The sequence below is a fragment of the Flavobacterium granuli genome, from assembly GCF_031456055.1.
GTDB classification, from domain to species: Bacteria; Bacteroidota; Bacteroidia; order Flavobacteriales; family Flavobacteriaceae; genus Flavobacterium; species Flavobacterium granuli_A.
The window spans coordinates 294,732-315,173 of sequence record NZ_JAVDTX010000004.1; the positions used below are offsets into that span (position 1 = coordinate 294,732).

The 20,442-nt window shown below is 34.7% G+C and carries 18 protein-coding genes; 9 read left to right on the forward strand and 9 right to left on the reverse strand.

All coding sequences use genetic code 11. The features are described 5' to 3' along the window. Window position 1 precedes the first annotated feature (1 nt). From J2W95_RS10205 to J2W95_RS10220, 4 genes are all read left to right on the forward strand, one after another. Complete coding sequence (locus J2W95_RS10205) at window positions 2-1,333, forward strand: efflux RND transporter periplasmic adaptor subunit (protein WP_310006584.1); 1,332 nt, start codon at window positions 2-4, stop codon at window positions 1,331-1,333. A gap of 77 nt (window positions 1,334-1,410) precedes the next feature. Continuing rightward, the gene (locus J2W95_RS10210) at window positions 1,411-1,833 is read left to right on the forward strand and encodes a hypothetical protein (protein WP_310006586.1); all 423 of its coding nucleotides are present in this window, start codon (window positions 1,411-1,413) and stop codon (window positions 1,831-1,833) included. Window positions 1,834-1,952: 119 nt separating this feature from the next. After that, window positions 1,953-4,490 carry a heavy metal translocating P-type ATPase gene (locus J2W95_RS10215; RefSeq protein ID WP_310006587.1) on the forward strand — a complete coding sequence of 846 codons (2,538 nt, stop codon included), beginning with the start codon at window positions 1,953-1,955 and terminating at the stop codon, window positions 4,488-4,490. A 25-nt stretch (window positions 4,491-4,515) separates the two neighbouring features. Then, window positions 4,516-5,760: a hypothetical protein gene (locus J2W95_RS10220; RefSeq protein ID WP_310006589.1), complete on the forward strand. Its 1,245-nt coding sequence runs from the start codon at window positions 4,516-4,518 to the stop codon at window positions 5,758-5,760. Between the two features lie 704 nt (window positions 5,761-6,464). Here the strand turns inward: J2W95_RS10220 and J2W95_RS10225 are convergent. Next, complete coding sequence (locus J2W95_RS10225) at window positions 6,465-6,746, reverse strand: hypothetical protein (RefSeq protein WP_310006590.1); 282 nt, start codon at window positions 6,744-6,746, stop codon at window positions 6,465-6,467. Between the two features lie 190 nt (window positions 6,747-6,936). Here J2W95_RS10225 and J2W95_RS10230 point away from each other — a divergent pair, with 190 nt between their 5' ends. After that, window positions 6,937-7,356: a DUF6943 family protein gene (locus J2W95_RS10230; protein ID WP_310006592.1), complete on the forward strand. Its 420-nt coding sequence runs from the start codon at window positions 6,937-6,939 to the stop codon at window positions 7,354-7,356. 314 nt (window positions 7,357-7,670) lie between these two features. Then, a complete protein-coding gene (locus tag J2W95_RS10235) occupies window positions 7,671-9,803 on the forward strand; it encodes a magnesium transporter CorA family protein (RefSeq protein ID WP_310006594.1) in 2,133 nt (710 codons plus the stop codon). A 214-nt stretch (window positions 9,804-10,017) separates the two neighbouring features. On the opposite strand, the gene J2W95_RS10240 is transcribed toward J2W95_RS10235, so the two are convergent. Genes J2W95_RS10240 through J2W95_RS10255 form a run of 4 tightly spaced genes read right to left on the reverse strand, consistent with a single transcriptional unit; the run spans window position 10,018 to window position 11,647 of the window. Further along, window positions 10,018-10,194, reverse strand: coding sequence for a hypothetical protein (locus J2W95_RS10240; RefSeq protein ID WP_310006595.1), 177 nt, complete (start codon window positions 10,192-10,194; stop codon window positions 10,018-10,020). Next, a complete protein-coding gene (locus J2W95_RS10245) occupies window positions 10,184-10,444 on the reverse strand; it encodes a hypothetical protein (protein WP_310006597.1) in 261 nt (86 codons plus the stop codon). The genes J2W95_RS10240 and J2W95_RS10245 overlap by 11 nt, the downstream gene beginning before the upstream one ends. Continuing rightward, window positions 10,441-10,890 carry a DUF5675 family protein gene (locus J2W95_RS10250; protein ID WP_310006600.1) on the reverse strand — a complete coding sequence of 150 codons (450 nt, stop codon included), beginning with the start codon at window positions 10,888-10,890 and terminating at the stop codon, window positions 10,441-10,443. The genes J2W95_RS10245 and J2W95_RS10250 overlap by 4 nt, the downstream gene beginning before the upstream one ends. A 1-nt stretch (window position 10,891) precedes the next feature. Next, window positions 10,892-11,647, reverse strand: a complete 756-nt coding sequence (locus J2W95_RS10255) for a hypothetical protein (protein ID WP_310006602.1) — start codon at window positions 11,645-11,647, stop codon at window positions 10,892-10,894. A 1,109-nt stretch (window positions 11,648-12,756) separates the two neighbouring features. Between J2W95_RS10255 and J2W95_RS10260 the strand changes: the two genes are divergently transcribed. Next, a complete protein-coding gene (locus J2W95_RS10260) occupies window positions 12,757-13,854 on the forward strand; it encodes a helix-turn-helix domain-containing protein (protein ID WP_310006604.1) in 1,098 nt (365 codons plus the stop codon). 232 nt (window positions 13,855-14,086) lie between these two features. Beyond that, window positions 14,087-15,097 carry a LamG domain-containing protein gene (locus J2W95_RS10265; protein WP_310006606.1) on the forward strand — a complete coding sequence of 337 codons (1,011 nt, stop codon included), beginning with the start codon at window positions 14,087-14,089 and terminating at the stop codon, window positions 15,095-15,097. Window positions 15,098-15,166: 69 nt separating this feature from the next. On the opposite strand, the gene J2W95_RS10270 is transcribed toward J2W95_RS10265, so the two are convergent. The 3 genes from J2W95_RS10270 to gnd are packed head-to-tail and all read right to left on the reverse strand — an operon-like array spanning window position 15,167 to window position 18,856. Then, window positions 15,167-16,585: a gluconokinase gene (locus J2W95_RS10270; protein WP_310006608.1), complete on the reverse strand. Its 1,419-nt coding sequence runs from the start codon at window positions 16,583-16,585 to the stop codon at window positions 15,167-15,169. A gap of 3 nt (window positions 16,586-16,588) precedes the next feature. Further along, the gene (locus J2W95_RS10275) at window positions 16,589-17,911 is read right to left on the reverse strand and encodes a gluconate:H+ symporter (protein WP_310006610.1); all 1,323 of its coding nucleotides are present in this window, start codon (window positions 17,909-17,911) and stop codon (window positions 16,589-16,591) included. 45 nt (window positions 17,912-17,956) lie between these two features. After that, window positions 17,957-18,856: a phosphogluconate dehydrogenase (NAD(+)-dependent, decarboxylating) gene (gene gnd / locus J2W95_RS10280; RefSeq protein WP_310006612.1), complete on the reverse strand. Its 900-nt coding sequence runs from the start codon at window positions 18,854-18,856 to the stop codon at window positions 17,957-17,959. 261 nt (window positions 18,857-19,117) lie between these two features. Between gnd and J2W95_RS10285 the strand changes: the two genes are divergently transcribed. After that, window positions 19,118-19,825, forward strand: coding sequence for a porin family protein (locus tag J2W95_RS10285; protein WP_310006614.1), 708 nt, complete (start codon window positions 19,118-19,120; stop codon window positions 19,823-19,825). Here the strand turns inward: J2W95_RS10285 and J2W95_RS10290 are convergent. Further along, window positions 19,820-20,425 carry a hypothetical protein gene (locus tag J2W95_RS10290; RefSeq protein ID WP_310006616.1) on the reverse strand — a complete coding sequence of 202 codons (606 nt, stop codon included), beginning with the start codon at window positions 20,423-20,425 and terminating at the stop codon, window positions 19,820-19,822. The two genes, J2W95_RS10285 and J2W95_RS10290, sit on opposite strands and share 6 nt — an antisense overlap. Window positions 20,426-20,442: the final 17 nt, after the last annotated feature.

Genomic DNA, 20,442 nt, shown 5'->3' on the forward strand with positions numbered 1-20,442 from the left:
GATGAAGACGATAAAAACAATAAGTTTACTGGCAATACTATTTACCGTAATAGCTTGTAATACTAAAAATAAAGAAGACCATAGCAAACACAATAAGGGTAAAGAAACAACATATTACACTTGTTCAATGGATCCGCAGGTTAAGGAAGATAAACCGGGTAAATGCCCTATTTGTCATATGACTTTAACTCCTATGAAAATGGAAAGCACTGGAGATAATGAAACTACTTTCTATACTTGTTCGATGGATCCTCAGGTTAAGGAAGATAAACCGGGTAAATGCCCTATTTGCCATATGCATTTAACTCCAATGAAAAAAAACGTTTCAGGAGCCAACGAAATAAGTTTGAGTAAACAGCAAATAAAACTAGGCAACATCTCCACCCAATCGATTGCGGAAACCCAAAATAACTTGGAACAAAATTATACGGGAGTTTTAACTATCAATCAGGAGAAAGCAAATACCCTTTCGGCTCGGGCGATGGGACGAATTGAAAAGCTGTATTTTAAGACTGTTGGCGAATACGTCAAAAAAAATGATCCTATTTATACTTTGTACAGCGAGGACATTGCCATTGCGAAACAAGATTATTTAATGGCTTATAAGCAATTGTCTATGCCTGGAGATTTTGGCAAAAATGCTCAAAATATGCTCAAGGCTTCCAAACAAAAATTATCGTTCTTTGGTTTGACCAATGCACAAATTGAAAATATAAAAACCAAATCGGATGCTTCTCCAAACACTACGTTTTACAGTACATCAAGCGGTTATGTTTCGGAAATAGTCGCAACAGAAGGCAGTTATGCAATGGAAGGTTCGGCAGTAATAAAATTAGCCGATTTGAACAGTCTTTGGCTCGAAACGCAAGTCAATGTTAACTATGCCAAAAATGTGCATCTTGGGCAAAAGGCTAAAATCATCTTCACGGATTTTCCAAATAAAACAATAGACGCAAAAGTTTCTTTCATTAATCCTGAAATCAATCCTGACACCCGTTTGCTGTTAATTCGATTGGAAATACCAAATCCAAATTTCCAATTAAAACCCGGAATGCAGGCTATTGCAAAAATATCCCAATCGAATGCGAAAGGATTGTTTATACCGATTGATGCCGTAATCTGGGAACAAAATGCAACCTATATCTGGATCGAAAAAAGCCCAGGCGTGTTTGAAAATGTTATGGTCAAAACGGGAGCAGAAATAAATGGGATGATTGAAATCAAATCTGAAATTGATCCCTCAAAAAAAGTGGTAATTACAGGTGCTTATGCCATAAACAGCGAATATAAATTTAGAAAAGGAAGCGACCCAATGGAGGGAATGAAAATGTAAAAATAGTATTGGGTATCCTACATAACCAAGCCCTTTAAAAATCAAAATTGAATCTTGAAAAAATACTCTCTAAATAAATGGAAAAACTAAAACCATATTCAGCATTAATACTTGCATTGGGAGGATTTATTCTTATTGTAATGGGACTCTATTTTGTTTTTATCCGACCACCTTTATTGCCAGAAGATTTACGCTATATGCAAACAACTTCAATGGTTATTAATAATTCCGCAACGGGTTTAGCGGTTTGGCTTCAAAAAGTATTTTGGGTAATGGGCAGTTACATTTTAACAACTGGATTGCTTACAATTTTTATAGCACTCACATCCTTTCGAAAGCGCACACCAGGAGCTTTTCCCATAGTCGCTATAGCAGGAATGAGTTCAATTGGTTTTATGACCATTGTAAATTTTATTATTAATTCAGATTTCAAATGGATATTGTTGGTTTTTACGCTTCCTTGGTTAATTGCATTAATGCTTTATCGATTTCACAAATGAAAAATTCAGAAAAGAGTATCAATTTTCTCAACATATTAAGGAGAAACGATGCACTATAAACAGCGAATATAAATTCCGAAAAGGGAGTGACCCAATGGAAGAATGAAAATGTAAAAATTATGATACATACATATACTGTTACCGGAATGAGTTGCGATGGTTGTCGCTCTAAAGTCGAAAAAACATTGAATACAATTGATGGTATTGAAGCAAAAGTTTCATTAACTCCATCAATAGCAACCATCACTATGGATAAACACGTTCCAACATCTGTATTGCAAGACGCTTTGACAACTGTTGGAAAATACACTATTGAAATGAGTACTGATAAAATCGAGGAGCATTCTTCAACAAATGAAGCTACTTCAAAATCCCATTCCTCCACGCATTCCCACAGTGATAAAAAAGAAATTAAAGTTCCTGTTAATGCTAATGGCAAATACTATTGTCCAATGCATTGTGAAGGCGAAAAAGTCTACGACAAAGCAGGCGACTGTCCTGTATGTGGGATGGATTTAGTCAAAGCACCAGAGTTAGCAGTTAGCAAAACGTTATACACGTGTCCGATGCATCCTGAAGTTATTCAAGAAGCTCCAGGCTCGTGTCCAATTTGCGGGATGGACTTAGTACCTATGGAACCCAGTGACAGCGAAGACCAAAAGACGTACAAGGATTTGGTCAGGAAAATGAAAATAGCTGTAGTATTTACAGTTCCCATTTTCGCCATTGCAATGATAGAGATGGCACACGACAATCCTTTATTAAAACTAATGGATGCCTCAAAATGGAATTGGGTGCAATTGTTGCTTTCGCTCCCTGTGGTTTTTTATGCGTGTTGGATGTTCTTTGTTCGTGCTTTTAAATCCATTATTACTTGGAATTTGAATATGTTTACCCTTATTGGCATTGGAACGGGAGTTGCCTTTTTGTTCAGTTTAGTTGGAATGTTTTTTCCTGATGTTTTCCCAAATGAATTTAAAACCGAACACGGAACAGTATTACTCTATTTTGAAGCTACAACAGTTATTCTAACTTTGGTTTTGTTGGGACAATTATTAGAAGCAAGGGCGCACAGTCAAACTAGCGGTGCAATTAAAGAATTATTAAAGCTTGCTCCTACAGAAGCAACTTTGGTAATTGATGGAAGTGATAAAGTAATTTCAATCCACGACATCAAAAAAGGTGATCTATTGCGGGTAAAACCCGGAGACAAAATTCCTGTAGATGGAAAAATAAGCGATGGCGAGAGTAGTATTGATGAAGCAATGATTACTGGCGAACCTATTCCGGTTGACAAAAAGAAAGATGACAATGTAATTGCCGGAACAATCAACGGGAATAAATCCTTTGTTATGATTGCTGAAAAAGTGGGTTCAGAAACCTTGCTTTCACAAATTGTGCAAATGGTAAATGATGCCAGTCGTTCAAGAGCGCCAATTCAGAAATTAGCCGACAGTATTGCTAAATATTTTGTGCCAATTGTAGTCATTATTTCGGTAATAACATTTTTTGTTTGGGCCAAATTTGGCCCAGAACCTGCCTTGGTTTATGGTTTTGTAAATGCTATTGCTGTTTTAATTATCGCTTGTCCTTGTGCATTAGGATTGGCTACACCAATGTCAGTAATGGTAGGTGTTGGCAAAGGCGCACAATCGGGAGTTTTGATAAAAAATGCCGAAGCATTAGAAAATATGAACAAAGTAAATGTTTTAATAACCGATAAAACAGGAACAATAACAGAAGGGAAACCATCGGTAGAAAAGATTTTTGCTTCAAACAATAATGAGAATGATTTGCTACAAAGAATTGCTTCTTTAAATCAATACAGCGAACATCCATTAGCCCAAGCGGTTGTAAATTATGCAAAAACAAAAAATATTTCATTAACAGAAGTGAAAGATTTTGAAGCCGTTGCAGGAAAAGGAGTTACAGGAACGGTTACCAATAAAAAAGTAGCATTAGGCAATAAAAAATTAATGGAACAAGTCAAGGCCACTGTTTCTAATGATTTAGAAAATAAAATTATTGCCGAACAGAAACTAGGAAAAACAGTCTCCTATATTGCGGTTGATGGTGTTGCAGTTGGTTTTGTATCCATCACTGATGCAATTAAAGTATCCAGTAAAGAAGCCATAAAAGAATTAATGCGTCAAGGAGTTGAAGTCATTATGCTTACTGGCGACAATGTAAACACAGCCAAAGCAGTTGCCGATGAATTAAACTTATCATCCTACAAAGCAAGTTGTTTACCCGAAGACAAATTAAACGAAATAAAACGTTTACAATCCGAAGGAAAAATTGTTGCAATGGCAGGCGATGGTATCAATGATGCACCCGCACTAGCACAAGCCGACATTGGAATTGCTATGGGAACCGGAACTGATGTAGCTATAGAATCTGCTAAAATAACATTAGTTAAAGGTGATTTGCAAGGCATTGTAAAAGCCAAGAATTTGAGCCACGCTGTAATGCGAAACATCAAACAAAACTTGTTCTTTGCTTTCTTCTATAATGTTTTAGGTGTTCCAATTGCATCGGGAGTTTTATATCCATTTTTTGGAATTTTATTATCGCCAATGATTGGAGCTTTAGCAATGAGTTTTAGCTCGGTTTCGGTAATTGTAAATGCGTTGCGATTAAGAAGTTTGAAATTGTAAAAAAATAAATTATAGCTGAATTAAAATGAACAACCTTACCCAAATCATACAACAATACAAAAGCGATTCAGAAAGTGTTTACAATACGTGGTTTGTTGATAATGATCAAAGATTAAAAGCATTCCGAACTATTCGCCGTGGTGTTTTGCAAGTCATTGAAGACATTAAAAACAAAACTTTCCCAAATGATTTCAAAGAAAGCAGTTTGGAATTTGTTTTAAGTTGCATTGCAGAACAGAAACAAATTTTTGTAGGTGTCGCACATCCTTTTTATTGGAAGCCAAAATTGCGTATTCCTGATATTTATGAAAACCAGAATAACAAAATTGCTTTTGGACAGTTTCTTGAAAATTGTATCAATGCCAAAAGTAGCGAACAGGTTTTGAAGGAAGTCGTAAAATTGGATGAATTAAAAATAAAGGGACTAGGCCCTGCCGTAGCAAGTATTTTATATTTTTTGCATCCCACTTGGTTTCCTCCATTCAATACTGCCATTCTCAATGGATTTAATTTTTTGTTCAAAGACAAAAAGAAATTGGGAAGCTGGACTGAATATCTTAAAATTCGAGAAACTTTAATCGAGACTAATACCAAGTACAAAGCAGAATTATCAAATGATTTAGGAGCTATTGCGGGATTGTGTTTTGAAATTGGAACGCAAAAAATGTTAATTGGCAACGATGAATATTTGAGCGAAGAAGAGCGAACAAAATTTGAAAAAAATATACTAAAACGTCAAAAAGAGATCCAGGAAGAAAAATTAGCCGAGAATCTTCATAACGAAATGCAATATCATTTATTAAAAATAGGAGCATCATTGGGGTATGATGTAACGCCAGCAAGCAATGATAAAAGCAAAGAGTTCGATGGACAGAAATTCTCTTTTATTTCAATTAATAAATTTCCTGAACTGCCAACGGACAAAGACACGCAAAATACAATAAAATTAATCGATGTTCTTTGGTTTCAAAAGGGGACAAACAGGATTGTTGGAGCCTTTGAAGTAGAGAAAAGCACCAGTATTTATTCTGGTATTTTGCGTTTATCCGATTTATATTTTAGTATTTCTAATGGAGAAGAAGTCTTTTATATCATCATTCCAGATAGCCGGGAAAAAGATGTCATACTTCAACTAAACAGACCAGTTATAAAGAATTCAAAAATGAATATTAAATACATATTATTTTCTGAGTTAAGAAGCCAATGTGATGCGATTTGCAAATTTGGGGCAGATTATTCAATAATGGAAAAAATAGCAAAATCAATTTAAAATGAAATTAGCAAAGAACCTAGGCAAATTTAGAAAGAACATGTTTTTGATAACACTATTCTAATCTTGCTATCTTCTGCTTATTGCATTTTCTACTATAAAAACAATTTTTCGTTAAACATCACGGGCAAACAATAGGTCTCTCTCCGGTCGTTCGCTTTGTTCCGTTCGGCTGTTCCAGTCGGTCGTCGGCAGAAAAAGCCTCCTTCCTCCATTCCACAGTCCACTCGTCAGCATAGCGTTGGCCAGCCCCGAAAAAGGGCAGGCCACCACTAAGCTTCCTCGCCCTCATCTCCACACACTCTCTTCCTGCGTTCGGCGGGGCTATTACATCCACAATACAGCTTCATTCATTGCGCTTCACTTCGCGTGCCCGCTTCGTAAACTACGCAGTCACACTCCATTCAGCTTCATTCCTTCAGCAGTATCATGTCTGTCGCCCCTAGTTTTTTCGGCGGTTGCTCCTTCGCACAGCCATCGGGGTTGGCACCACTCCCTACGACTGCTTTTTTCATTCATCAGAACATTATTGCAAAAACAAAACCGATTCGGATACAATCCCGTTTTCGTTTGCAGTCGTAGCTCGCTTTGCCCTGAATTAAGGAACGCCCCGCAGAAAAAGCGGGGCTGATTTTTTAGTTACCCCGCCGTTTCACGCTCATATCCGCTTCGTTTCGCTCCGTGCCTCCGCTGTACTCCCGCGTCTATGGTGGCAGTTCGATTACCGCAACCCCGCCACTGCGCTCCTCATCCGCAAGAAAAAGTTCCTTCTCGCCCCCAAAAGGCGAGACCACTTTTTCTTGCTCCTTGCGGTGCTTGGGGGTGTTAATTGCCGATTTCATAAGAACTTTTGCAACCATTCTAAGAACTATTCTGCTAAAAAAAAATAATAAAAAGAAAGTAAAGCTAAGTTCCGGTTTCAAAAAGTAAAGTTCAAGCCCTGCGGGTTTTTGATAAAATCTCCACCCTCGTTTTGTATTTCTCAAGACCTTCATTGTGATTGATCACTAAAAAGGAAATACTGCATACTCGAGTCGGGTAGTATTTTTTCAAAAAAACTTGACTTCTTTTGAAACCTCCACTAGATATTCGACTTTCTTTTTTTTCTTTTTTTCTTTTCAAATGTATAGGCGAAGCTTGAAAAGCGAGTAAAAGCATAATTTTAAATCCATAATTATGACTTTTCACAATGTATTGACACACCAGTCTCAAAGACCAATTACTCAACCACACTTTTTTATTTTAAGCAAAGGAAAAAACGCAGGTAAACCCCTAAAAGAAAGCTGTCCAAATTGCTTTCTGATCACCGTAAAAACCGAAGAAGAAACTGAAAACCTATATTGGATCGCTTATTTCCTTTGGAAAGCTAACTTTTGGCATCAATTTCAAATAGGTTCCGTAATTCCCTTTATTCGAATTACCACTTTTAAAAGCTGTTTTCGTGATGAGGTTCACAAAGCTTATAAGCAACATCAAAAACACCTGGATTTTGTCAAACGAATCCAGCAACTGGAAGCGCTTCAAAACCACTATTCAAAAACGATAGAACAGATTGAAAAACTGAAATGGGCATTACTACAAAATCAGTTGAGGTAAAAACATAAAATCCTAATAATCATAACCAGGCTTTATCATATTCCAATTTCCTATTTTAATGTAGATTTCTTCTTAATTTACATATATTAACCAATCCTGATTGGAGTCAGATAAATCTGTCCCGGTTGCGGTGGCTTTCTGTGATTTGTCACATATATAAATAAGTTAGCCGACACCCTGCGAATGCGTAATAAAAATCAACAAAACCAAGTTGTTGATTATTCAAATGAATCTTAAGAAAAATCACAACTAACATTTTTTTGTACATTAGCACTTAAAAATTATATTTATAAAATACTTTGGTTTAAGATAATATGAAATACACAGAAAACCAGTTTATTAATTCTGAATCTCTTTTTTGGGAAGATATTTTGCGTAGAGATATTACAAAATCAGGTAAACCATTGCAACCAATTTATGAAGCATTTACAAATTCACTTGAAGCAATTAAAGACGCTCAAAAGGTAAATCCTAAAAATCTAGGAGAAATTACAATAAAAATCAATTCGACAGAAAGTACAATTGCCGACCAATACATTTTTTCTAGTTTATCAGTGATCGATAATGGAATTGGATTTAATGACGAACAATTTAATAGATTTAATAATTATAGAGATATTAGGAAGGGTTATAAAAATCTTGGTTCAGGCAGGATACAATATGTTCATTATTTCGATTCAACAATAGTAAAAAGTATTTTTGAAGAAAATGATAATTTCTATGAAAGGGAATTTATTATTTCAAAAAAAGAACCTTTTATTAAAAATAATGCAATTGTAAAACATATAGTTTGTACAGAAAGTAAAATTAAAAAATCAGGAACAACTGTTCTTTTTAGTACATTACTTGAGAATATAGCAGTATATAATGAACTAAACGAAAAAATTTTAAAAGAAAAATTAATTGAGCGATATTTCCATTACTTATGTTACAATAGAAATAAATTACCTAAAATTAAAATAGAATTTTATGTGCAATCAACATTAATTGGTAATGAAACTATTTCTAAACTTGACATTCCGAATACAGATAAGAAAGATTCAATTAATCTAGATTATTTTAAGAAATCAAGCAAAGGAACATTGGAACTAGCTGATAAAAATGAGATTTTCTTTATAGATGCTTTTAAGATTCCTAAAAATATATTAAAGCAAAACGAACTTAAATTAGTATCTAAAGGAGAAGTTGTAGAGGAATCATATTTAAGTCTTGAAAACCTTTCCAAAAATGATAATATTAAAGGGAATAAATACTTATTTCTAGTTTCAAGTAATTATATAGATTCTAATGATACTCACGTTAGGGGAATATTGAATATTCCTAGTAAAGAATCTTTTTCAAAAAACATATTTTCAAATAACGAAGTAATTTTTTTAGAGGACATTCAAGAAAAGGTAAATGGTAAAATAAAAGAACTTTATCCTGAAATTGAAAAAGTTAAAGAAAAGCATCAAGAAGAATTTGAAAAACTAAAGGAAATGTTTTTACTTGATGACGAAACTGCCAAAAGTATTAGTATTTCCATAAATGATAATGAAAGTAGAATTTTAGAAAAATTTTATGAAGCTGAAGCAAAAAAATCTGCAAAATTAGATGCTTCGATAAAAGAGAAAATTGATGATTTAAATTCCTTGAACACTAATTCTCCAGATTATTCAGAGAAATTAAATAACCAAGTTAAAGAACTTATAAAAAAAATTCCTTTACAGAATAAAAATGCACTCTCGCATTATGTTGCTAGAAGAAAATTGGTACTTGAACTTTTTCAAAAAATACTTGACAAAGAACTTGATAAGGTAAAAAATGGAGGGCGAATTGATGAGGATATAATGCATAATCTCATATTTCAACAGAGTTCTACTGATTCAGAAAATAGTGACTTGTGGCTTATAGCAGAGGAATCTATTTATTTCAAAGGTTTCTCCGAGAGTAAATTAAAAAATATTAAACTAAACGGGAAAAAAATATTTAAAGATAAATTTACAGAAGAAGAAGAACGATATCTGAAATCTTTAGGAGAAGATAGGTTAACAAAAAGGCCTGATATTTTATTATTTCCAGAGGAAGGAAAATGTATAATAATCGAATTTAAAGCACCTGATGTTAATGCTTCGGAACATTTAACTCAAATTGATTTTTATGCAAATTTAATTAGAAATTACACCATTGACGAGCTACAAATCACCTCGTTTTATGGTTATCTTATCGGCGAATCAATAGAAGATAGAGACGTAAGAGGAAGAGTAACTCGTTTTGAACATTCTTATCATTTAGGATATTGGTTTAGACCCTCTGAAATTGTTGTAGCATATGATGATAACAGAAAAGATGGTAACATATATACCGAAGTTATAAAGTTTACTACTCTTTTACAAAGAGCCAAATTAAGAAATAAAATATTTATTGATAAATTGGGACTATCAAAAACTGACATTAACCAAGGATAAAAGGGCGATCAGCTAACGACCGTTTGGCAAGATTGGGGTTTTAGGCTGTATTTAAAGATGGTTTTGTATTTTGAAAATTTGTGCTTAACCGAAAAATCTCGCTTCTTTATTCCCCAACCTCGCCAAGCGCCAATACATTAAATACAAAAAAAAAGCCTGGTCTCGCGACCAGGCTTACTTAATATTCCGGAAAAGGTTACCAATCAAAACCGGATTATTTATTTTTAATTTTCGTTAACCACTTTAAAAGAAGCGAAACCGTAAAACTCACTGTTGCTCCTACAACCGCTAAGATAATCGTTTTTAGAATATCTTCAGAAAGGATGTTGGGTACAATACTCAACAAAGTCCCTGATGCGGTTCCAATTCGGAGGGATATATTAGTCTCCATCTCGTGCCTTATTTTGGATTTCTTTATTGGCCTGCACCGAGCTTGACGAATTGTCAACGGTGATTTGGCTAACCGCCGAAATAACTCCACCCGCTACCGCAACATATCCTGCAACAGTAACAATCGCAAGTGGCAAAGCGACGGGAGTTGCAATAACACTTCCGCTTACGGCCAACATAGCCAATCCAATACTTCTCAAAACCCTAAAAAACTTCGGGGTGGGCGCTTTTGCTCTTTGAACTATATTCATAATTTTTCTACTTGTTTTTGTGCCTTTGTCGTCCTGAGCGGAGTCAAAGGATTTGATTGGACAATTAATTTTACTTCTTCATTGCGATCCAAAGCTTGATAAACCAAAGCTTTCAGCTTTTCCATCGCTTTTCGGGAAAGACTTCCCTTGCCAATTCCAGTATGTTTTGTTACGGGAGCGATGCAACCCAATAATTCCCTTTTGGCGTCATTGGCGGGATGGATTAAAATCAAATCTCTTCCTGGAACATTTCTCAAATGCAAATGCCATTGAAACTTTGGGCTAAACCGCCTCCGTAAAACATATTCTCCCTCGGGGATGCAGGAAAATCGTTGCTGGTTATCCAACCAGGGCAACTCGATGGCATGACAAACTAAAGTGCCGTTCCATTCTAAAATTCCCTGTGTCCCTTCGGGAAAATAAGTTCTGTTCAACACCAAAACCATCCTACGCTCCGCTAACCTGAACCAATGACAAGGGGTTGTATGCTCCGTTCTTCAACGAATACATTTTTCCGTTTACCTCTTGGTAAAACTCCACTCCCAAAGCCAAAAACAATGGTTTTGTGCTGTTTGGCGTTACCGCATTCACTTGATTGATGGCGACCGTCGGGGTCGCATCCCAAGGAAGAATCGCCGTTTCCGAATTGGCAACCGTAAAGGTTTCCGCCTCAAAATCAATCTCGGCACCGGCCGAAATAATCTTAAAATGCGTGGTTCCCCTCGGAGCGGAAATCATGTTCAACGGAACAAATGGAGCGATGTCTACTGTGATGTCACCCGAAACTCGTTCAATACCTCCAACAAACGGGGCAAACAAGGTAGTCCCTAATTTCCCGCCAATATTGAATTCAAAACCGGCAAGCAATTCCGCTTCCCCGTCAATCACGTTACGCAATCCCCTGTCGTTGGTCGCATCCGCTTGGATAACTTTAATCATAGCCTGAGTCAATCGGCTGACCATTCTGCCATCCGCGGAATTGACAAGCAAAGTTCTTAATGCCGTTCTCAACATTTTTCCGGCTTTTCCCGCTCTGCCGAATTCGGAGCCGTTCTCTCGCGTTCTCTGAAACGCCGGATCGCTCGCAATTCGGCTCGCGTCGATACCTCCTTTTTCCCTGGCCAAATGACCGTCCTTTGTTTTGTAAAAGGTAATATCTCCGATAGTCCCTTTCAATTTAATTATGCCTTTCTGTCTTGCCATAATTTCTAAAATTTTAGATTATTTTTTCACTTAAAACTCTTTCAATCATCATCCTGTTGCAACACTTTCGATTGATTATGAAACAAATTTTAGCCAATTAAACTAGATAAAAAAGGTGAGGGAGTTCCGCATGTCAGGCAATGGTATAAATGGCAGAAATAGACTTGATTGTCACGGATATATCAGTGTAAAAACAATAAGAATATTCACTATTTTTACACAAGTAGAAGGTTACTATCATCAGTTACTCAAAGCCTAATCAAAAGCATAGATAGTGTATGAAAATCGAACCAAAGAGAGTGTGTATCTACCCAAAAGACATCCAGCGCATAACAGGCAAAAGTTATCGCCAAAGTATCAGAATACTTCAGAAAATCAGAACTGACCTTAACAAGCAAGAAAATGAGTTAGTAAGTATAGACGAGTTTTGTCAATTTACTAGTTTAAAATATGAACTAGTAGAGCCTTTAATTATTGGGTAAGCTAACATAACTAATTCATTTTTTGAACTAGTTAATCAATTAAACTTCATATATTTGTATAATAAGATTTGTCAAAAAAGGAGTGCTTTTTTGAGGTTCAAAATCGAGACCCTAGAATGTTATTTTGCTAAATCCCTACTAAATATAGGCTTCATGAGAGTGAAACAAATCCCTTCCTCTCTGCTGATTTAAATGTCAAAAGGTATTAAAACCTCGAAAATCATTGTATTTTCGAGGTTTTGTGTTTTATTGACTTCTGAAATTAAAAACTCAAATAGGTATTGCTACAAAATAAGATGAGGTAAAACCCAAAATTTCACCCCTTGAGATAACGACTTTTTTGTAAATCGTTATCTCAAGGGGTGAAATTTTTTTAAAAAAGAATGTGATTCAGTTCCAAATCGTTTAGAAATAGCGACTTAGAAATAAATATAAAATATGTTAAAATAGTCTATTTTGTTTGTCTTTTAACGTTTAGTTTTGTGAGTCAAATTTCAATCAATTTAGTTATTATCCCGTATTGTCCAACAATGAATTATTTAGATTAAATAATCGTTCCGTAAATAAAAGTTGATATTAAAATCACTTTTTATTTCTGTTAGACAATAATAATTTATTTGTTTTTTTATGCCATCAACTTCAAAATGGAAAGAGTTAGTTCAGAAGTATTTGTTTTTATACACGGACGGTTTTTTTGAGTTGCCTTATATCTCAAACTCTCCCATGGCAATGGTCGAAAGTCTGAAGAATATTCCTGTAAACGAGTACAAGGTTTTGCAGAACGCGGTTGCTACTAATAATAGGTTTTGCAGTGGAATAATGCGTTACCGCCAGCTTGATGAAGGTTTTTGGCTTTTGGCAACCCAAATAAATATTGAGAGAAATGTTGTAGCCAAAGCAATTTATAACGAGGATTTATCAAGTGATTATTATTTTTTGACATTCTCTGTTTTTGAATACGAATTCCCTTTTAAAAATCCCAACTCAAAAAAAAATGTGGTTTTGTTGAGCACCTGTTGGACTTTTTACAAACCCAATACCGAGGTGGCTACTTATTTTTACAAAAGAACTACCGGTAAATTTTACAATTTTGTTTTTAATAAAAAATGGGCTGATGAGAACATATTCTCTGGCAAAGGGTTGAAAAAAGGAATCATAGATGATTTTTTGAATAAAGAGACAGGTTTTTTTACATGGCTTGACATCGCGCCCAAAGCTCATGATTTGGCTAAGGAGATTTCTCAAATTATAGATAAGGAAAACAGTGGTGTTTTTAATACGGCAGATGTAAAAAAGCATAGTTTGAAATTGATTACTACTTTTTTTAAACATTCTTTTGATAAGAATCAGCTTAAAAGAAATAGCAGTTTATCCAATTTCGATTATTGCAAGATAGCCAAAGCGGAGAAAATGATTTTGAATAATTTGCATCTTCCTTTTGTAGGGCTTGAAAGCATTGCTGCAGACGTGAGTATGTCGCCGACAAAGCTGAAATCAAATTTCAAAAGCGTATTCGGGTTTTCACTGCTGCAATATCATAAAGAGAAAAATCTGATGTTGGCCATCCAATTGCTTAAAAAGGCGGATATCCAAATACAAGACATTGCCGCGGTAACGGGTTATGAAAGTCCCAGTAAGTTTACAGCCAGTTTTAAAAAACGTTTCAAAATCATGCCTTCAGAATTTAGAATTCTACATTCAGAGTTTGCAAATACACTCGAATAGTATTAGACAATTGTACTAGACAAAAGTAAAAAATCCTATTGCTATCACTGCACTTTTAGTCATTCGTTTTTACAATTTTCTCAAATTTCAATTTGATTTTTTTTCACAATTGGCTGATGTTTATGATTAATTCGCTCAAATATAATTGTATATAAATAATAATCAATATGTCCGAATGGGCTATTTAGTTTGTTTTTTAACATTTAGTTTTGCAGTCGAATTATTAATTATTATGAAAAAAATATTACTTTTTACAGTTGTCTTGTTGCTTTCTTTTTTAGCTAATGCTCAAGCACCAATTTTGGAATTTAATTTTGACGGAACATTTAGAAACACTAAGAATGATATTTCATTTACAGGAGATGCTAAATTTGTAAATGATAGGAAAGGTGTTGTAAATGGTGCAATACGTGTGGTTAATAGCACCTTTGAAATGACTGCGCTTAATTTGCCTGTAGGCAATTCGTCAAGAACAGTTTCTATTTGGGTTAAATACAATGATGTTACTGCTACAAATTATATTTGGGGCTATGGTTCTTCTTATAATGCTCGATATTATGGTTTGTTGCAGCAAAGTACAACAACTGCAAATTCGGATATAAATCTTGCTGGGTATGGGGCTAATAATGATCTCATTGCAACTACTACAATTGCGCCGAATATATGGTATAATTATATAGTTACTTATGACGGGCTCATTTCAAAGATTTATAGAGATGGTTTGTTAATTAAATCAGTAGAAAGCCCAAGAAAATTGACTTCTGGAATCGTTTTTTCAATAGGAAAAATGGGAAAGTTTGTTAGTATTAATGCTGATATTGATGATTTGCAAATATATGATGTTGCTTTGTCAGAAGTCGAGATTACAGGATTGTATAATAGAAATTTAGGTAAGGTAAATGATTTGGTTTTTACTGATTCAGCCATTAAAAAGGTCGCTAAAAAGGAAACTACTTTAGTTAATAATCGGGCTTTTGTAGGGACTAAAGTTAAAAAGACAGTTGATAATAAAACGCTACAGTCTGCTAACACAGATAATTCTGTTAAACAGAAAATGGTATTGTCTGAGTCAGTTGAGACAACTGTAATTAAATCTTCAGAAATCTATTCTACTCAGGGGCTAAAAGTCTTTTCAGGAACTAAAAATAATATTGATATTACTGAGATTAAGGAAGGCACCTATTTATTGAAAATAAAAAAAACTGATCAGGGTGCAAATGAAAATATGATAACGCTTAAATAATTATTTGATTTAAAATAAAAGTGGATAGAACTTAAAATTTTACCTTTTTTAGTTAATGATCTATTATATTTAGATGTCTTTTAATAAAGGATAGACCTTTTTGAATTTCTCAAAGGCTTTTTCATAAATCAATCTGTGATTTGGATTTGGGTAAAAACTTGCCTCTGTTTTATTTTCGAAAGAATTTGTATTTCCAATAGCTTTAAAACCTATTAAAACTGCTCCCCAAGCAGCTCCTTCAATGGTTTCGGAAACAACTACCTTCATTTGGAAAATGTCGGCTACCATTTGCAGCCATAATTCACTTTTTCCAAAACCACCACTAACCATCACAGTAGTTTCTTTTCTTATTTTGGGATCTGGAAGTAAAATTTCGACAACACTGAACAATCCAAAAAGAATGCCTTCAAGAGTCGCTCTGATAAAATGAGCTTTATGATGGGTAATTTTAATTCCCAGTAAGGTTCCTTGTGCCTCAGCGTCCCAAATTGGAGCTCTCTCTCCAAGTAAATACGGAACAAAAAGCAAACCATCCGAACCTGCTGGAATTTCTTTTGCTTGTTCTAAAAGGCTTTCATACGATTCATTTGTTTTTAAAAGAGATTCTTTTAGCCATTGCAAAATAATAGCTCCATTATTTACCGCACCTAGTTTTAAGTATTGATTGTCTATTAAATGATAACATTGCGTTCGCATTTCAGAATCAATGTAAGGCTCGTTTATGGGGATTCGAACAGCTCCACTAGTTCCTATAGATAAAGCAATTCGATTTTTTTCCATTGAGCCAGTTCCTAGATTAGCCAATGGACCATCTCCGCCTCCAAGTATGTATAAGAATTCATCATTAATTCCTTTGGATTTATGTGTTGATGGTACAATTTTCGAAAGTTGATTCTCCTTTATATTTAAATAATTAAGAATAGTTTCGTCCCATTTCAAAGTGTGGATGTTCATTATTCCAGTACCAGATGCCATCGAGGTATCTGTGGCATATTCTCCAGTGAGTTTATGCCAAATATATTCTTTGAGGCTAATAAATTTAAAGGCATTGTTGAATAAACTAGGTTCGTTTTCTTTTAACCAAATCAATTTCGTCATTGGAGAAAAAGGATGAATAGGAATACCTGTTTTTTGATAAAAAATAGATCCAAAATCAGAATTTTTTAACGCTGAGGCAATTGAAGTAGCTCTGTTGTCAGCCCAAAGTAATGCATCGCTTATGGGGAAACCATCTTCATTTATGATAAGAATACTTTGCATAGCAGCACTAAAACTAATGAATTCGGGTTGTGTGTCTTTTGTTATTTCCTTAATACAGGCTAAAACAGAATCTAAAATTTCATTCGGTTTTTGAGTGCTCCAATTTTCTTCAGAATGGTACATTGGGTATTCTTTGGTGATTTGATGCAATACGTTTCCGTTTGCGTCGAAACAAATTGCTTTTGTAGCCGTTGTGCCAATATCGATTCCTATGTGTGTTTTTTCCATCTTTTATGCAGTTACAAATTGATTTAGAATTAAAACGCCAATCAATCCCATAATTCCTATTATTGTTTCCATCACTGTCCATGTTTTGAAAGTATCTTTTAGGCTAATGCCAAAATATTCTTTGAACATCCAAAACCCTGTGTCGTTTACATGAGAACACATCAAACTTCCTGCTCCGATAGAAAGCACCATCAATTCTGGACTGATGCCTGAACTTGCTACCAAAGGTTGAACTATTCCTGCAGCTGTTAGTCCTGCTACTGTTGCCGAGCCTATTGCTATTCGAATAATTGTAGCAATTAGCCATCCTAATACTAAAGGCGAAAGTGTAGATTTTTCGAAGAATACAGCTAAATCAGTTCCAATGCCACTGTCAATCAGTACTTGTTTGAAAGCACCTCCTGACGCAATAATTAAAATAATCATAGTTACCGATGCAAGTGCAGTGCTTGATTTGTCCATGATGTCCTGCATTTTTTGACCTCTCTTTATTCCTAAAAACACAAAGACAAACAGGACGGCAATTAGCAGAGCTATTGTTGGATTTCCGATATATCCAAGAATGATTCGGATAGAATTATTTTCGGCTAATGTTAATTCGGTTATGGTTGCCAAAGCCATTAGCAAAATAGGAATCAAAGCGGAAACGATACTTATGGTAAAAGAAGGAAGTTCGGATTCTTGAAATGTTTTACTTTCGAATAAACCCTTAGGTGGATTTGCGCTGATTTTTTTAATAAACTCTGGGAATAGGATTCCGGCAATGAGTAAGGCAGGAATCGCTACTATTAATCCATAAAGTAAGGTTTTACCAATATTGGCTTTAAAAATTACCGCAATGGCAGTTGGTCCAGGATGCGGAGGCAAAAATCCATGTGTAATCGACAGTGCCGATGCCATAGCAATACCCAAATAGATAAGCGGTTGTTTAGTATTAGTGCTGACAGCAAACACCATTGGAATCAAGATGATAAAACCCGCATTGTAAAACATGGAAATACCAACGGCAAAACCAGTTATAGCCATCGCCCATTTAATGTGTTTTGCACCAAATAACTTAGTCATTACGGAACTTATTCGCTGTGCCGCTCCACTAGTTGATAATAAATTACCCAGAATTACTCCAAAGGCCAGAATTAAAATTAAAGAACCGAGTGTGCTGCCAATGCCTTGTTGCAATGAGTTTATGATTTCGGGAAAAGGCATTCCTTTTGTAATTCCAACAAAAAGAGCGGTAATGATTAATGCAATAAAAGCATTGAGTTTGATTACGGAAATTAGAACCAGTAACAATACAATGCTTATAATTAAAATCAATATTGACATATGTTTCTTTTAGATTAAAATTCAAATGGAATAATTCGATACAATTTACTCGTTTTTCTCTACAGCATGACCTCCGAACTCGTTACGAAGTGCAGCCACCACTTTTCCGGAAAAAGTATCTTGCATTTGAGAACGGTATCGCATCATTATCGAAAGAGCAATTACCGGAGTAGGTACGCCAAGGTCCAATGCAGTTTCTAATGTCCATTTTCCTTCGCCAGAAGAATGCATAATGCCTTTTATACTGTCTAGTTTAGGATCTTTAGAAAAAGCATTTTCGGTAAGTTCCATAAGCCAACTGCGAACCACAGAACCGTGATTGAAAAGTTTAGCTGTTTTTTCGAAATTTATGTCGTACTCGGAATGTTCAAATACTTCAAATCCTTCGGCTATGGATTGCATCATTCCGTATTCTATTCCGTTATGAACCATTTTTGTAAAATGACCGCTACCAGCCTCTCCAGTATAGAGCCAACCATTTGGAACTGAAATTGCTTGAAAAACATTCGAAACATATTCAAAAACAGGAGCATCTCCACCAATCATTGTGCAAGCGCCATTTAAAGCTCCAGAAGTACCGCCAGAAGTACCACAATCCAGAAAGTCAAAACCAAGTTCTTTTAGTTGGATATATCTTCTTTTTGAATCTTTATAATTAGAGTTTCCGCCATCAATGATAATGTCATTTTTATTTAAAAAAGGAAGTAGGGAAGTTATTACTTGATCGACAATTTCTCCTGCGGGAACCATTAGCCAGATTACTTTTCGATTTTGTAGCTTTTGGCATAATCCTTCGACAGTCGTTGCTGTTTTTATTCCTTCTTTTGCGATATTCTGGACGAAAGAAGAATTCACATCGTGAGCAATAACTTCGTATTGATTTCGGTTTAGATTTAAAGCCAAATTAAATCCCATTTTCCCAAGTCCTATAATTCCTATTTGCATTTTTATCTATTTTTTAAAGTACTGTAAATGTTTGTTTTGGATTGTTTATGTATGTAAATAGTAAAAATATATGTTTTAATTAATAAGTAATACTTTTTTCTGATATTTTGAATGATTTTTATTTGATTGCCTGCTTCGAAGTTTAATTTATATTTAAAGTATTATCAAACTACCAAAATCTTATATTTGTAACAATAATTGGTAAGTAATAGGTTTTAGCAAGTTATAAGTGCTGTAACTCTCAATTTAACTCACAAAAAAATGATGCGATTATTTCTTGGCTTTTTTCTTTTTTTATCATTTTTCAGAGGATATTCTCAAGAGGATACGTTTTCAATTGATACTTTGCATGTCAAAATTGACAGTCTTTACAGAGAGGATCAGTTTTATGCTGGTATTAACTACAATTTGCTTATAGAAAAGCCATCAGGGGTGTCTCAGGAAAAAATATCTTTTGGTTTTTCCGCGGGATTTCTTAGGGATATGCCAATAAACGAAAAAAGGACTTTTGCAATAGCGCCTGGAATTGGACTTTCGTTCAATAACTATTTACAAAATATGGCTATTACAGGAACTAGCCAAAATCCAATTTATGGAGTGGTACCATCTAATGTAAAATATGATAAAAGTAGATTCGAACAATTCCGAGTTGAACTTCCAATTGAGTTTAGATGGCGTAATTCAACTCCTGTGGAGTTTCAGTTTTTTAGGATTTATGGCGGTTTTAAAGTCAGTTATTTGTTGCTTGATAAATCGGTTTTTGAGGATGGAAATGAAAAAATTGTCATTAAAAACAATAAAGATTTTGAAGACTTTCTTTACGGAGCATACCTTTCAATTGGCTACAGTGCTTTTAATCTGCAAGTATATTATAACATAAATTCTTTTTTTAAATCGTCTGCTCAAATCGATTCTTCGCCTATTAAAATGAACGCGTTGAGTATAGGGCTTGTCTTTTATATTTTATAACCAGAGAAAAAGGAAAGCTAACTGTGGAATACTGCCCAGCAATAATCCTATGATCAATTCCTTTGGAGTATGCGCCTGCATTACCAAACGCGAAGAAGCTACAAATCCATTCATTAGCAATAAAAAAGGGACGATGTATATATTACCCATTTGTAAATGAATATTCAATCCGAAAACAAATACCGTCAATGCTGAAATTGCGAGCATGTGTAAACTTGCTTTGGTTTTAGTGTATAATAATCCAAGTGCAAACAAAGTGCTAAATAGAGCGCCTAAGAAGAAAAAATGCAATTCAGGGTAATATTCTAATGAGATGGTTTTTCTTAGCAATAATATGATTAAAAAGCTTTGAAAGATTAAAGGTATTTTGCGTTGTTCCATGTCTGAAATCATTATGGAATCTACTTTGCCTGTATAACGTAATAAATAATACAGCGCCATTGGAGTAGCAATGGTTATGATTGAAATTTGCAAAAAAAACGTGCTAATCTGTTCTACTGTGTAATCTGCAATATGGAATAAAAAATAGAAAAAACAAGCTTGTATCGGTGTGAAAAGCGGGTGGAATATATAGGAAAATATGGAGAGTATCTTTTTCAATTTCAAAAAGAGATTTG